The 13,751-nt window shown below is 42.3% G+C and carries 13 protein-coding genes; 3 read left to right on the top strand and 10 right to left on the bottom strand.

From position 1 onward, the window contains the following. Positions 1–147: 147 nt before the first annotated feature. From PASHI_RS05110 to PASHI_RS05100, 3 genes are read right to left on the bottom strand one after another with little or no spacing between them, the layout of a single operon-like run. Entirely contained in the window at positions 148–765 is a 618-nt protein-coding gene (locus PASHI_RS05110; RefSeq protein ID WP_062564810.1) for a LysE family translocator, read from the bottom strand. Beyond that, positions 765–944, bottom strand: a complete 180-nt coding sequence (locus tag PASHI_RS05105; protein ID WP_054554414.1) for a DUF4177 domain-containing protein — start codon at positions 942–944, stop codon at positions 765–767. Before PASHI_RS05105 ends, PASHI_RS05110 begins: the two co-directional genes overlap by 1 nt. A gap of 1 nt (position 945) precedes the next feature. Further along, positions 946–1,350 (bottom strand): DUF3224 domain-containing protein, encoded by a 405-nt coding sequence (locus tag PASHI_RS05100; RefSeq protein ID WP_062564809.1) that lies wholly within the window; start codon positions 1,348–1,350, stop codon positions 946–948. A gap of 77 nt (positions 1,351–1,427) precedes the next feature. Here PASHI_RS05100 and PASHI_RS05095 point away from each other — a divergent pair, with 77 nt between their 5' ends. Beyond that, on the top strand, positions 1,428–3,200 hold the full coding sequence (locus PASHI_RS05095; RefSeq protein ID WP_062564808.1) for an ABC transporter transmembrane domain-containing protein: 1,773 nt from the start codon (positions 1,428–1,430) through the stop codon (positions 3,198–3,200). Between the two features lie 61 nt (positions 3,201–3,261). Here the strand turns inward: PASHI_RS05095 and PASHI_RS05090 are convergent, their stop codons facing one another. Continuing rightward, positions 3,262–3,894, bottom strand: coding sequence for a YiaD family glycine zipper/OmpA-like lipoprotein (locus tag PASHI_RS05090; RefSeq protein WP_054562840.1), 633 nt, complete (start codon positions 3,892–3,894; stop codon positions 3,262–3,264). Positions 3,895–3,974: 80 nt separating this feature from the next. Beyond that, complete coding sequence (locus PASHI_RS05085; RefSeq protein ID WP_165385114.1) at positions 3,975–4,754, bottom strand: substrate-binding periplasmic protein; 780 nt, start codon at positions 4,752–4,754, stop codon at positions 3,975–3,977. A 123-nt stretch (positions 4,755–4,877) separates the two neighbouring features. On the opposite strand from PASHI_RS05085, the gene chrA reads away from it, so the two are divergent. Next, complete coding sequence (gene chrA, locus PASHI_RS05080; RefSeq protein WP_062564807.1) at positions 4,878–6,014, top strand: chromate efflux transporter; 1,137 nt, start codon at positions 4,878–4,880, stop codon at positions 6,012–6,014. Here the strand turns inward: chrA and PASHI_RS05075 are convergent. The 4 genes from PASHI_RS05075 to speA are packed head-to-tail and all read right to left on the bottom strand — an operon-like array spanning position 6,011 to position 10,990. Beyond that, positions 6,011–7,261, bottom strand: coding sequence for a mechanosensitive ion channel family protein (locus tag PASHI_RS05075; protein WP_062564806.1), 1,251 nt, complete (start codon positions 7,259–7,261; stop codon positions 6,011–6,013). The two genes, chrA and PASHI_RS05075, sit on opposite strands and share 4 nt — an antisense overlap. Next, the gene (locus PASHI_RS05070; protein ID WP_062564805.1) at positions 7,258–8,181 is read right to left on the bottom strand and encodes an acetyltransferase; all 924 of its coding nucleotides are present in this window, start codon (positions 8,179–8,181) and stop codon (positions 7,258–7,260) included. Before PASHI_RS05070 ends, PASHI_RS05075 begins: the two co-directional genes overlap by 4 nt. A gap of 28 nt (positions 8,182–8,209) precedes the next feature. Beyond that, positions 8,210–9,088, bottom strand: a complete 879-nt coding sequence (locus PASHI_RS05065; RefSeq protein ID WP_062564804.1) for an acyltransferase — start codon at positions 9,086–9,088, stop codon at positions 8,210–8,212. A 21-nt stretch (positions 9,089–9,109) separates the two neighbouring features. Beyond that, positions 9,110–10,990: a biosynthetic arginine decarboxylase gene (gene speA, locus PASHI_RS05060; protein ID WP_062564826.1), complete on the bottom strand. Its 1,881-nt coding sequence runs from the start codon at positions 10,988–10,990 to the stop codon at positions 9,110–9,112. A gap of 198 nt (positions 10,991–11,188) precedes the next feature. Between speA and speE the strand changes: the two genes are divergently transcribed. Then, on the top strand, positions 11,189–12,052 hold the full coding sequence (speE, locus tag PASHI_RS05055; RefSeq protein ID WP_062564803.1) for a polyamine aminopropyltransferase: 864 nt from the start codon (positions 11,189–11,191) through the stop codon (positions 12,050–12,052). Between the two features lie 55 nt (positions 12,053–12,107). Here the strand turns inward: speE and PASHI_RS05050 are convergent, their stop codons facing one another. Continuing rightward, on the bottom strand, positions 12,108–13,709 hold the full coding sequence (locus PASHI_RS05050) for a methyl-accepting chemotaxis protein (protein ID WP_062564802.1): 1,602 nt from the start codon (positions 13,707–13,709) through the stop codon (positions 12,108–12,110). Positions 13,710–13,751: the final 42 nt, after the last annotated feature.

Here is a 13,751-nt window from a genome sequence, read left to right as displayed (position 1 = left end):
GGTTATTGTTGTTGTCAAAAAACAACCAATAAAGTGTAACCAAAAGGTAAATATTGTGTGATGAATACGTATGCAATAGGAGGTTGCTGGGGAGAGCAGCGATCACAACCCTTTTTTATTAGTGATGTAATCGCAATATAGAGGGATTTATAGAGTAATAACGACACGAACAGCTAAGGCAATAAAGATCACCCCTAGCAATTTTTCGAGCCATGGATTTGTCTTGGTGAAACCAAAACGCTTTTTTGATATTTCGGTTAACAGTGCAACAAGTAGATACCAGCCTGTATCAAGCACAAATACCGTTAAACACATGATTAAACCAACTTGCAAAGTCAGGTTCTCAGGGTCAATAAATTGCGAAAACAACGCTAAAAAGAACACCGCAAGTTTTGGGTTTAAAAAGGCAATAGCAAAGCCATCTTGCAGCGCGCTGCGAGGGCTCGGCTTAGTCTGCTCAACATTCAGTGTTTGCGAGCTGGGTTTAGCTAACAGAATACGAATACCCAAATATGCGAGATAGGCTGCACCACCATAGACCAGCACTTGATAAAGCGTTGGTAACTGAGTCATCAGCGCACCTAAACCTAGTAACGAGGCACATGCATAAAAGCCAACCCCAATACCGTGGCTCAACGCCGCTAACATGCCGTTCTTCATACCGCCATGTAAACTGTGTTTTAAAACCACTGCTAAACTCGGCCCCGGCGACATTGCCCCCATCACGCAAATTAAAACTAAACTCAACCACTCAGTTAGTGTCATTATTCGTTATTCTCAATTAGTAATAAAACGGATGTTATCTGACCATAAACACCAGTGGCAGTGGTGATTGTTTTCACTTGCCAGCCAGCTTGACCTAATTCAAACACCCGTTGATTTAATGCATCAATATCGATGCCGCCGAAAAAGCGCTTCTTTTTAAACTCAACTACTTTTTGCATGTTAGTCCATCAGTTGGTATTCAAAGTCATAATGATGAATACCCGATTCAATTCGAATTGCCATTTTACCAGAAAGACCTTCAAGCTCTCCTGCGCCAGAGTCAGGCACCACTTCTAAAATCAATCGATCAGTCCCCTTATCCATAGTGCCAAAATGTTGTAGTACAAAACTGCCTTGCTTACCTTCTAAGCTACCAACAACCTGTTCAATCGCTACATAACCTGCACTGCCCTGAGTTGCAGTCATGGCACTGAGCATTTCGCCTTGGCTTGTTGCCTCTAATGGACCTGAAAACTGTTTATCAATCGACATGCGTCCTAAATTTACGCCATCTTTACCTGTGGCATAGCCACCAATTGGGTTTAATTTTACAGTGAATTGACCACTGATCGTTGTAGATTCCATACTAATCCCTTAATAACTGTTGAATTTTAGAGCATTGATAACCATATCTATACCCTATTCACCAACAAGAATCTAGCATGCCTAACAACAAAGAAAAGGCCGCATTTAGTAGCCTGTTACCGATTTTAGCTTTTATAAAACCCTATAAATGGGTGGTGTTTGCAGCCCTTGGCGCCTTGTTGCTTACGGCCGGTGTTAACTTATCACTCGGACAAGGTGTTAAATTTGTTATCGACCATGGCTTTATTGCAGGCTCGCAAGCTCAGCTTCAGCAAGCGGTGATGGTGCTGATTGGTTTGATTAGCTTATTCGCGGTAGGTACTTTTTGTCGCTTTTATTTAATGTCGTGGATTGGTGAGCGAGTCAGTAACGATATCCGTAAAGCCGTGTTTGATCGCATCGTTACACTACACACCAGCTACTTTGAAGAAAACCGCAGCGGCGAACTGATGTCGCGACTAACCACCGATACCACCTTGTTGCAATCTATCATTGGTTCCTCTTTTTCGATGGCATTACGCAGTAGCTTAATGCTGATTGGTGGCTTGGCTATGCTACTTATAACCAACCTAAAGCTAACCCTTGTGGTTGTTGCCTGCGTGCCAGTGGTATTACTGCCGATGATGATTTTTGGCCGAAAAGTAAGAAAACTGGCAAGCTCAAGCCAAGATGCCATTGCCGATATCAGCACCTATGCCGGTGAGATCATTCAAAATATCAAAGTCGTGCAAAGTTATAGTCACGAAGAGCGTGAAAAAGCAGCATTTAGCGAAGAAACCAACAAAGCGTTTCAAGTAGCGAAGAGCCGAATCAAACAGCGGTCGTTTTTGATTGCAGCGGTTATATTTCTGACCTTTAGTGCTATTAGCGTGATGCTTTGGGTTGGTGGCAGCGACGTATTAGCTGGCACCATGACAGGTGGTGAGCTAGGTGCTTTCGTGTTCTATGCGATTATGGTGGCGATGTCTGTAGCAACCGTTGCCGAAGTGTACGGTGAGTTGCAAAGAGCAGCAGGTGCAGCTGCACGATTATTAGAGCTACTTGCCGTTGAAAGCATGATCAAAAGTCCAGATACAAATCATGATGCACAACTTGAGGAAAACAAGCTTAATCACCCTGCTATTCAGTTTAATGATGTGTCTTTTCATTACCCTTCAAGGCCAGATAAAGCCGCTTTAAATGAGCTTAATTTACAAGTAAAACAGGGGCAAACTGTTGCCATCGTTGGCCCATCAGGGGCTGGTAAAACAACACTATTTGAATTACTTCAACGCTTTTACGACCCAAGTTCAGGAAGAATTTCGCTGGCAGGAATAGATATAAAAGCACTCTCTCTTGATTGCTTACGCCAGCAAATGGGGATGGTGGCACAAAACCCAATTTTATTTAGCTCAGACGTAATGCATAACATACGCTATGGCAACCCAAGCGCCAGCGACGAGCAAGTATATGCTGCGGCTAAATATGCCCATGCCGATGAGTTTATTAAGCAACTCCCTGATGGTTACCACAGCTTTTTAGGGGAGCAAGGTGTTAGGCTTTCAGGTGGGCAAAAACAACGCATAGTGCTAGCGCGTGCCATTTTAAAAGACCCTGCCATTTTGTTGCTTGATGAAGCAACCAGTGCACTCGACGCACAAAGTGAGTTTCATGTACAAGCTGCCCTTGAGCATCTAATGAAAGACAGAACAACACTGATTATTGCTCATCGTTTAGCCACAGTTAAACACGCCGATGTGATTGTTGTGATGGATAAAGGAGAAATTATTGCAACGGGTACGCATCAGCAATTGTTTGAGACTAACCCATTGTATAAACAATTGTGCGAATTACAGTTTAATCGAGATTAAGAAGGGAAATGTCAGGTTTGAAAGGGCATATCAAACCTGACCACAAATCTAGATATAAAATCTAACCTTGTGTATTCGGTACGATCTGAATTTCTACGCGGCGGTTTAAAGCTCGACCATTTGCTGAGTCATTGCTCGCTACAGGGCGTGTTTCACCATAACCTCGTGTGCTGATACGTGCAGACATAATCTGATGATTAACTAAGTAATCTTTTACGCTTTGCGCACGTTGTTGAGATAATGTCATATTGTAGCTATCTTTACCTGTGCTGTCGGTATGACCTTCAACGCTTAAGTAAGTTTTTTCGTATTTATTCATTACTTTAGCAATCGCATCTAAGGTGCTATGAAAGCCAGACGAAATATAAGATTGGTCAGTTGCAAAAGTAATATTTGATGGCATGACTAGACGAATATTGTCGCCTTCACGAACCACTTCAACACCTGAACCTGCTAGCTCATCGCGAAATGCTTCTTCTTGCTTATCCATATAATCGCCAACGGCTGCACCTGCTAATGCACCAATAGCCGCACCAATAAAGATACGTTTATCGTCATGGTCGCCAGTTGCTTTACCTAGTACTGCACCTGTTGCAGCACCAATCGCAGCGCCTTTACCTGTATTCGTTGTCTCACAACCTGTTAATAGAACGGCTAATACGCCCACTGTTAAAACTGATTTTGTAAAAGTCATGTGTCTCTCCATGGCAATTATTCAAATTGAATTGTTAACAATTATGAATGAACGTCTATGAACAAACTATGAAGAATGGGTTACTTATCGATTGCTACAGCAGTAACCGGAGGTAAGTTATAACTTTTGACCAATTCTGTTAAACGGCCATTGAGGACTAACGTATTGAGGCGGTCTTGAATTTTTTCGGCTAAACCCGAGCTTGCAAACTGTTTACTTAGGGCAATGTGACCATAAATAACATCTTTATAGCGATAAGGCATTTTTACAATTTCTTGCGAAGGTCGCTGCAAAAATACTGAGGCATGGTCAGCAGTGGTTTCAACAGCAATTACCAGTTCAACGCGGCCCTTTAATAACATATCAAAAGCATTATGTTCGCTTAACGCTTCAATTTTAGTGAGTGTTTTATCATTATCGAAACGAGGAAAGTGCGCAGCGCCTCGCATTACCGCAATACGCTTACCGACTAGGTCTTGATAATTGTTTATTTTAAGCTCGCTATCCGCTCTGGCATAAAACACAAAAGAAGATGACAGCATCATGTATGGTGGAGTAAGAAACTGCATTTTTTGCTCGCGCGCTTCTGTGCGAATAAGCCCGCCCATCACATCTAGCTCATTTTGCTCGAGCATTTTTAAACAACGAGAAAACGGGCAAGCGACATATTCAAGCTTGATTGGTAAGGTACGCTGCATTTCACGCATAATATCCACTATTGCGCCACTGACTCTACCATCTTCAGAGACCATGCCATAAGGAGGCGCATGATCAACAGCCACCACAACTTTCTCAAAAGAGGTTGCAAATGCAAAGCTGCTGCATAGTAATAACAATAAACTGATAATATAGCGTTTCATAGTGATACTCATAACTACGTTCACTCGTTCTCTATATTGTAGACGGCCTTGTGTCATAAAAACCACAAAAATGTCATACAATTTTGTCATAATAGAAACAATCACTCTGTAACGGTAAAAGTAATGTTATTTATCATCTTTAAACAATTCTTTTTATTAGGCTGTATGAGCTTTGGTGGTCCTGCGGCACACCTTGGTTATTTCAAGCGCCACTTTGTTGATAATTTAAAATGGCTCACTGCTGAGCGCTATGCGCAATTGATTAGCCTAAGCCAAGCATTACCAGGCCCTGGTTCAAGCCAAGTTAGCTTTGCCATGGGGGTTGAAAAAGGAGGAGTACTGGGAGGCCTGTGTGCATTTGTTGGCTTTACCCTGCCCTCATTTTTAATTATGTTCTTTTTGGCTCTTAGCGCTCACCAGTTTGGTGATATTTACTTTGCGGTCATTGCTGGGCTTAAACTCTTTGCTGTGGTGATTGTTGCCGATGCGACCTACAGCATGGCAATGAGCTTTTGCAAAAACCACTTACACAAGCTTATCGCGGTATTGAGCACGATTGCACTGATTGTTTTCTCACAGTTATCGAGTCAAATTTTAGTACTGATTGCGGCTGCAGCCATAGGTTGGTTTTATCCTCAGCTTAAACTGCCAGAGAACCAAGAACATAAACCTGTGAAAATTGCTTGGTTACCGCTTTGTTTATTTACCGTCTTGTTACTAATTAGCTTTTTGCCTTTAGGCGAAGGGTTTTCTTTGTTTGCCCCATTTTACCAAACTGGCGCTATGGTCTTTGGTGGCGGCCACGTTGTGTTACCTATTTTACAAGCTGGCGTGCCGAGCCTTGAAACCGAGCAGTTTTTATCTGCTTATGCCAGTGCTCAGGCCATACCTGGACCGATGTTCACTATCGCCACATACCTAGGCGCACAAGTGTCGCCGAATACACCACTTATAGGTGCCATTGTCGCGACCATCATGATTTTCTTACCGGGCTTTTTATTGATGTTAGCCTTTATGAAAAGCTGGCTACAGCTGGCTGATAAGCCTCGCTTTGCGGGCAGTATTGCAGCGCTAAATGCCGCTGTTGTGGGCTTTTTAGCTGCCGCCCTTTATTCACCTATTTGGCAATCGGCAGTGCAAAACCTGTGGCAAGTAGCTTTAGTCATTGTGGCATTTACGTGGCTAAGAATGGCAAAGCCACCTATTTGGTGGCTATTGTTAGGTTTTATTGCACTGAGCGTGCTAGTTAGTCAGTTTTAAGTTTTTTCGCGCACAGGGTTAGCGACCTTGATACTTGGTTTTAGCCCTGTTTGAGCTTCGCTTGTACTTAACTGCCCAGTAACACTTTGATATGGCCTGAGTCCAAAGATTGGCAACACAGCAAGCAGGTGATCCATGATCTCTGCTTGCAAGTGCTCATATGAAATCCAGCGCTTATCTTCACTAAAGCAGTAAAACTCAATAGGTAAGCCGTGATTCATCGGTTGTAGCTCACGCACCATTAAGGTCAAATCACGATTAATTTTTTCGTGTTGTTTTAAGTAACCTTCAGCATAACGACGGAACAAACCAAGGTTTGTCACCGGATCGGGCAAGCTTGAAACGCGAATATAGTCGTTAAGTGGAATAGCAGCATCAATTTGCTCTCGAAACGCATCATCAACCAAACGAATACTGTTCATATCAATGTTTAAAGAACGCTTGATACGACGACCACCCGACTCTTGCATGCCACGCCAGTTTTTAAATGACCCAGCAACCAGCATATAAGTCGGAATCGTTGTGATAGTGTTATCCCAGTTACGTACTTTTACCGTATTTAAGCCAAGGTCGATAACCTCGCCATCCGCGCCATAGCTATCCACTTGGATCCAATCACCATAAGTCACTAATCGGTTAGCTGCAATTTGAATACTGGCGACAAATCCCAAAATGGTATCTTTAAATACGAGTAAGGTCACCGCCGCTATCGCACCAAAGCCAGACAAAATATAAGTTGGCGACTTCTCTAGCAAAATACTCACAATGAGAATGGCGCAAACCATAAAAGTGATAAGTTTTACAACTTGGATCAACCCCTGAATCGGAATATCACGGGCAAAATCAAGTTGGTTATAAATGCCACCAGCAATGCTCACCACACTACTTAAAATGAAGCCACCATAAATGATCAATGCCACTTGGCCTACGGTTTTCAAAACCAACGCAGCAACATCATGAACTGGGTAAACATAATCAAAGGTTGCCAAATACAGTACACAGCACAATATACCCGCAAAACGACGATTCAGTTTATTGAGCATTGGAGTAAGCGCACCAATGCGCTCTGGAGACAGGCGTGTAACAACCTTTTGAATACCCGGCAGCAGCAGTCGACGGGTAAACATATAAATTAATAGTAATGAGCCAACGCCAATCGCTGTAGCCGTTAATGCACTTAACAGCGCCGCATCTGGCATTGATTCAAACCAAGGCATCACCAGCTCTTGCAGGTGAGTTTGCTTCATGGTGCTTCAACCTCTTTATTGATGTTGGCAAGGTACTCAGCTTGTTGGGCTTGATGATAAGTTAGTAGCTGAGCGTCTTTTTGCAACCATAACTCATTAATATGTTGTTGAAAAGCCGTTCTAAATGCGCGGTCATGCTGATAATCACCAATCATCTCTGCACTAATTGCTTGTACGTGCATTTCAACTTTGATCACATTAAGGCGGCCACGCATCAGGTTACGGCAAATATGATCGCCCTCGCCTTGGTAAATAATCGAGGTATTTAATAATGCATCAAACTGTTCGCCTAACACCTCAAGGGCAAATGCAATACCGCCCGCTTTAGGTTTTAAAAGATAAGTAAACGGACTATTTTGCTTTTTGTGTTTTTGGCACGTAAAGCGCGTGCCTTCAACAAAGTTAATTATCGTTGTTGGGTGATTACGAAAGTCGCGGCAACTGCGCTTAGTACGCTCTACATCGAGTCCTTTCAGCTTAGGATTTTTTGTCAGCTGCGCTTTGCTAACACGTTTCATAAAAGGCATGCCCATGGCCCACGCGCCGGTACCAATGAATGGCACATACTTCAGCTCATCTTTTAAAAAGAACTTTGGCGCGGGTAAAACATCAATCGCACTTAGAACAACAATGTCTAGCCAACTCATATGATTAGAGATAAGTAAGTACCAACCATCTGTACTGACTTTGCCTTTAATATCAATATCGATTGTCGGGCAACCTAACCACAAAGCTAAGCGGTTACCTTTACACCAACCGCGATAAGCCACATGAAGAATGTCGCTAACCACTTTAAATGGCAGTATTAATTTAAGCACACCAAACAGCAGCACAAGCGTGCCCCAAATGATTACATTAGCAAACAAGACAATGCTAACTAGAACGCCTGTTAACCAATTTGGTAAAAATTTCTTTAACATAAGTGTGCTCTCGACTGCGTTAGCAATACTACTGCGTTTTTGCTTCTAACTCGGCTAGCTGCTGGTTTTTTTCATTCCAAATGCGGTTTAATTCAGCTTGAAAGTTAACTCTAAACTCAGCATCACCGGTGTAATCACCGATTAAATTAGGGCTTACTTCCATCACTTCTACTCGCACTACGACTTCTTTTACACGACCACTGGCAAAGTCTACAAAGCTAGGAATACCACCAGGGTAATGAATAGTGACATTGACCACTTTGGAAATTTGCTCACCCATTGCTTGCATAACAAACGCAACACCACCCGCTTTTGGCTTTAATAAGTGCTCAAAAGGACTATTTTGGCGCGAGTGCTTTTGCGGTGTAAAACGCGTACCTTCAACAAAGTTAACGATACTTACTGGCATTTCTTTGAATTTTTCACAGGCTTTGCGCGTGGTTTCTAAGTCTTTACCACGCAATTTAGGGTTTTTCTTTAACTGAGCTTTACTCGTGCGAGTCATAAATGGGAAATCCAATGCCCACCAAGCAAGGCCTAAAAAAGGAACGTAGATTAGCTCTTTTTTCAAGAAAAAGTTTAAAAACGGTATGCGGCGATTGAACACGCGTTGCATTACAACGATATCTACCCAGCTTTGATGATTTGCGATAACCAAGTACCAGTCTTTCGCTTTTAGTTGCTCAAGACCTGTCACGTTTAGCTTATATGAAGCAAAAATATTTTGGTTAATGCTGTTACAACTCACCCACATAGTGGCGCATTGCTTAGCAATCCAACTCATTACTTTTTGCAATGGCTTAATTGGGATCAGTTTAATTACGCCACAAATAAAGATGGGCACAAACCAAAAAAGTGTATTGAGGGTGTAAAATATAAAACTGAACACACAACGGATCATGGACATTACTACTTATTCCTTTAATGCTTAATCTTCAAAATACGTATAGCCAGCAAGGCCTGCATTTAGTTCTGACAAATATTGTGCCTTAGATTGCTCATCAATTGCCAGTGAGTTAACCCGTTTTGCAAAGTTTTCAGCAAGAATGTCGCTATCATAATCAACAAACTTTAATACGTCCTTAACGCTATCACCTTTAATTGCGTTAGTCAGCTGGTAACCCGCTTCAGTAAGCTCAACATGCACTGAATCTGTGTCGCCAAATAGGTTATGTAAATCACCTAAAATTTCTTGATACGCGCCCACTAAGAACATGGCAATGTGGTATTGCTGACCTTGCTTGTACTCAGGAATAGGTAAACTACTCTCAATACCTGTACCTTCAACATAGTTACGAATTTGTCCATCAGAGTCACAGGTAATGTCTTGAATAATAGCGCGTTGCGTTAATGGCTGATGAAGGTTTTCTACTGGCATCACAGGGAAAAGTTGCTGAATCCCCCAAACATCTGGCAGTGATTGAAATAATGAGAAATTAACGAATAGCTTATCGGCCAGCTTTTCGTTTAAATCATCTAACACTTCACGGTGGGCACGGGCATTTTCGCTGAGGGATGCACGAACGCGGTGTAAAATGGTGAAATACAGCTGCTCAAGCTTCGCCCATTCAAGCATAGTGAGTAGGCCATGCACATATTGGTCATGGGCTTCACTAAATAGATGCATTGCATCATGATAAATTTCTAGTGCCATACGTGGTGTTAAACGCTGTAAGCACTGCCACATTTCATCTAACACTAATACGCTGTCAGCCATAGGCGCCGTTGGATTCGCATGGTTAGGTGCACGCTCAACATCAATAACATCTGTAATTAATACTGCGTGGTGCGCAGTTAACGCACGGCCAGATTCAGTAATAATGGCTGGGTGCTTAAGATTATGTTGTTGGCATACTTCAGCAAATGCATTCACTACATTACGTGCATATTCATCAACACTGTAGTTCATTGAACACGAACTACGTGAACCAGACCCTTCATAGTCAACACCTAAACCGCCACCAACATCAACTGTATTAAGTGGCACGCCTAACTGCGTTAACTCTGCAAAATGGCGGGCACATTCACGCAGTGCTCGATGAATATCACGGATATTGGCAATTTGAGAGCCGATATGAAAATGCACAAGTTGCATTAAATGGAGTTTATTACGTGACTTAAGTAGCTCAACCGCAGAAAGTACTTGGCCTGCAGTTAAACCAAATTTGCCTTTTTCACCACCGGTGTTTTGCCATTTACCTTTGCCTACCGAGTTTAAGCGAATGCGAATACCGATTGATGGCTCAATACCTAAGTCATCAATTTCAGCCAATAAGGTGGTTAGTTCAGACAGTTTTTCTACAACAATATGAACCTTATGGCCCATGCCTTGACCGATACAGGCTAAACGTAAAAACTCACTGTCTTTGTAGCCATTACAAACAATAGTAATTGGCTCTTGTGCTACACCTAAAATCGCCATAAGCTCAGGCTTTGAGCCGGCTTCAAGGCCGACTAAACCACTTGGATGGGCAAGTAATTTACTAACCACAGAACGCTGCTGATTAACCTTGATTGGGTAAACACAGGTATAACTACCTTGGTATTCACGGGCATTACAGGCTTTGGTAAAAGCACTCGTTAGGGTATCAACACGATTTTGTAAAATGTCGGTAAAGCGTACTAGTACAGGTAAAGTAAGACCTTGCTTTTTGAATTGCTCGGTTAGTTCAGATAAAGACACCGCAGCTTTTGTTTGATCGCCATCAGGGTAAGCCACCAGCTCACCTTGTGCGTTAATGTCAAAGTAACCGTCACTCCAATGAGCAACATTGTATGTATCGCGTGCTTTGTCTAAACCCCAAGTCATGGCAATGTCTTCTGTAATTTCATTAAATATAAACGCACATTTTAATACGCTAGGGCTGACCACGCTAACAAAAATTGCGCTATATGCCAAAGTGATAAAAAATATTCGCTATACTGATTAAAATTTGATTGAGCAATTGGTCAAGCACTGGCAAAATTGCCCCCCTTTTTTACCATTAACCAAAAGTGTATAAGCAAGATGGCTAATTTAGATCAAAACAACTGGTTCACTGAAATTAGTGACCGTGATGGTAGTGCCTTTTCATTACGCATTACTAAAAAGCTTGATGAACAGCAATCGCCATTTCAAAAAGTAGAAATGTACGAAACAACTGACTTCGGTAATCTGATGATTATTGACGGTTGTACTATGGTAAGTAGCCGTGAAAACTTTTTTTATCACGAGATGATCAGCCATCCGGCATTGCTTGCACACCCAAATCCAAAAAATGTTGTGATCATTGGTGGTGGTGACTGCGGTACTTTACGCGAAGTTTTAAAACACCCAGGTGTTGAGAGCGTAACGCAAATTGATATCGACGAAGTCGTGACACAAATGTCACTTAAATACTTCCCTGAGCTGTGTGAATCAAACCAAGATCCTCGTGCAACAGTGATGTTTGACGACGGCATCAAGTACATGCGTGAAGCAGCGCCTGAATCAATCGATGTAGTAATTGTTGATGGAACAGATCCAGTTGGCCCAGGCGAAGGTTTATTCAACCACGCTTTCTATACTAGCTGTTTAACTGCACTTCGCCCGGGTGGCATCTTAATTCAGCAAAGTGAATCACCACTTATGCATATGCCACTATTAGTAGAAATGCGTGATGCAATGACAGAAGTGGGTTTTGTTGACCTACAAACGCTGCCTTTCCCACAGCCAATTTACCCAAGCGGTTTATGGTCAGTAACCCTTGCTCGTAAGTCAGAAGCGTTCTCTGGTTTTCGTGAAGATGATGCAAATACACTGGCGCAAAGCACAGAGTACTATAATGCAGGTATTCACCACGGCGCATTAGCGACACCAAATTATATGAAACGTGCTTTTGAGAAAAAGTAAGCGTTTTAGTTAGATGTAAAAAAGGGCTCATTGAGCCCTTTTTTGTTAGCTTTAATTAGACTTTAAATCGATTCACTAAATGATTGAGCTCATCAGTGAGTTGGTTCATACGATTAGCCACTTCTTGTGTTGAACTTGCTAAGCCGCCCCCTTGTTGGGTTTGGTCATTTAGGTCTGATAAATTTTGACTAATTTCATCTGCCACAGCAGTTTGCTCTTCAGTCGCTTGCGCTGTCTGCATCGCCATATCATTTACCTTAACTGATGACTCTTGCATTGAGTTAAGCACATCATTGGTTTGTGTGAATGACTCAACGGCTTCATCGGCATAGCGCTTACCACTGTTAATAGCTTGCAGTGACTGCTCAACGCTGGTTGCAAACTGCTCCACCATAGTTTGAATGTCATTAGTACTCTCTTGCGTGCGAGTTGCAAGGGTACGAACCTCGTCAGCTACTACCGCAAAACCTCGCCCTTGTTCTCCGGCGCGGGCAGCTTCAATTGCTGCATTCAGTGCAAGTAGGTTAGTTTGCTCGGCAATAGCACGAATAACTTCAAGCACTTTAGCAATGTTGTCTGAGCTTTGTTGCAACTCAGTTGAACGCTGGCTGGCATGCTCCATGTTGTCTGATAGCGCAATAATTTTACGGCTTGAATTATCAACCGCAGCTAAACCTTGTTTAGCTAGCTGCTGCGAATTATCAGCTTCATGAGATGAGTTTTGCGCCACATTAGCTACTTCGCGACTTGCTACACTCATTTCATGTACAGCACTGACTATCGACTCAGAAGCTTGACTAAGCTTTTGGTTAACTTGATGGTTTTGATTAGCAAAGTTATCTAAGTCGTTACCTAGATTATGTAGCTCTTTCGCTTGCTCTAAAATATCTTTGATTAACTGCTGCAGATTATCTAAAAAACGATTAAATGCGGTTGCTAACTCAGCAAATTCATCTTGCGTTTTAACATTGATACGACCTGTTAAATCACCATCTCCAGAGGCTATCTCGTTAATCCGCTCTGTGACAAAGTTAATTTGTTTTGTAAGCTGACGCGGCACAAAATAACTAAACCAACCAGCAACAGCTAAAACCACCGCAATCATCACCATAAGCATCACTTTAAAGCCCATTACTTTATCCATCAGCTTTTCAGTTTCTGCTTGCGAGGTTTTGTCTGCCGCTTCTCCGGCTTTATCTAAAATATCACGTAGTGCCGAAAAACTTTGCTCCGACGCTTGTTGTTGCGCAGCATTTGCTGGGTTATTAATATGAGCTGTTGATGCTGCATACCAAGCGTCAAATGCGCTATCAAAGTTACGAAACTGACCGGTCACCTCAGAGTATGGCGACATATAAGATAAATACTGCTTGAAACGGTCTTTAACCTGTTCGGCATTTTCTTGATGGTCAGTAAGTTGGCCCTTATCCCCTTTCATTTGGGTAACGAGTTGCAGCTCTGCCACTTTAGCTTGGTATAGGTCTCGGTCAGCATTAACAACCACAGAAACCGCATTTAAGAAACGCTCAGACTGTGCATCAATCGCTTCTTTTTGAAGGTTAATTAGATAGGTATAGCCGGCAATTAAAATGACGATAGCAATGCCGAGTAGCACAATAGGCAAAGAACTTTTGACGCGAATGCTTTGTAACTTCATACATTATCCTAATTCAAATTCTAATCAGCACGTTCATTAGAA

This window comes from Pseudoalteromonas shioyasakiensis (assembly GCF_001550135.1).
GTDB classification, from domain to species: domain Bacteria; phylum Pseudomonadota; class Gammaproteobacteria; order Enterobacterales; family Alteromonadaceae; genus Pseudoalteromonas; species Pseudoalteromonas shioyasakiensis.
This window is presented reverse-complemented; position numbering and strand designations above follow the sequence as displayed.